Here is a 1,498-nt window from a genome sequence, read left to right as displayed (position 1 = left end):
CGTGACGGTCACGCTCTCACCGGCCACCGAGGGATCCGGCGCCGAGACGACCGTGGTCGCCGTGGCCGCGTGATCCACGGCGTGGGTGTCGCTGCCGGTGGACGGGGCGAACCCGGTGTCCCCTTCGTAGGTGGCGGTCACGGTGTACGGGCTGCCGGAGGTGCCGGCGTAGGCGTGGGTCACCGTCGCGGCGCCGCCGGAGACGGCCGCCGTCTTCGGCACCGAGCCGTCCCCGAAGTCGAAGACCACATTGCCGGTCGGTGCGCCGGAGCCCGGCGCCTGCGGTGTCACCGTCGCGGTGAACGAGACCTCCTGGCCCGCCACGGACGGGTCCGGCGAGGACACCACCGACGTCACCGTCGACGCCTGCGTCACCACCTGGGTGTCGGTCCCGGTCGACGAGGCGTAACCGATGGCGCCGCCGTAGGCCGCGGTGACCGTGAACGGGCTGCCCGCCGCGGTGTCGTACGCATGGGTCACCGTCGCGGTTCCGCCGGAGAGGGGCACGGTCACCGGTGCCGAACCGTCGCCGAAGACGAACGTCAGGGTGCCCGTGGGCGTTCCGGAGCCCGGCGCGTCGGCGGTCACCGTCGCGGTGAAGGTCACCGGCTGCCCGGTCACCGACGGGTCCGGCGACGATGTCACCGACGTCGTGGTCGTCGCCGGAACGAGGGTGTGCGTGTCCGTCCCGGTGGAAGACGTGAAGTCGGTGCTCCCGCCGTAGACGGCGCTGACGGTGAACGGGCTGCCGTCCGCGCTCGGATAGGTGTGCGTGACGGTGGCGACGCCGTCGGCCAGCGGTGCGGTGACGGACGGTGTTCCGTCGCCGAACACGAACGTCACCGTGCCGGGCGGCGTGCCGGCCTCGGCCCGGTCCGGGACCACCGTCGCCGTGATGACGACGGCCTGCCCCGTCGCCGACGGGTCCGGTGCGGTGGTCACCGTGGTCACGGTGGCCGCCCGGTTCACCGTCTGCGGCTCGGTGCCCGTGGACGGGGCGAAGTCGGCGTCGCCGTCGTAGGTCGCGACGGCGGTGTACGGGCTGCCCACCGTGCCGGTGTAGGTGTGTTCGACGGTCGCCACGCCGCCCACGAGGAGCGCGGAGCGGCCCGGGGAGCCGTCGCCGAAGTCGAAGGTGACCGTGCCGGCCGGAGTGCCGCTTCCGGGGGCGACCGGGGCGACCGCCGCGGTGAACGACACCACCTGCCCCACCGAGGACGGATCCGGGGACGACGTCAGGACCGTGGTGGTGTCCGCCCGCCCGACGGTCTGGGTGTCCGTGCCGGTGGACGGGACGAACCCGGTGTCGCCGTTGTAGACCGCCGTCACCGTGAACGGGCTTCCCGACACCTGCTGGTAGGTATGGGCGATCGTCGCGACTCCGTCGGAGACCGCGGCCGTGACGGCCGGGGAGCCGTCACCGAGGAAGAAGGTGACCGTGCCCGTCGGGGTGCCCGCCCCCGGCGCCAGGGTGGCGACCGCCGCCGTGAACACCACC

General features: G+C 73.7%; 1 protein-coding gene. It reads right to left on the bottom strand.

Annotated features, from left to right (window positions below; all coding sequences use genetic code 11):
* Nucleotides 1–1,498: Ig-like domain repeat protein (locus tag AC3EQ1_RS31280; RefSeq protein WP_432097678.1), on the bottom strand; the 1,498-nt coding region annotated here is incomplete at both ends.

It is taken from the genome of Streptomyces sp. bgisy100 (assembly GCF_057709105.1).
Note: the sequence above shows the minus strand (reverse complement) of the source record. Positions and strands in the feature narration are given on the sequence as shown.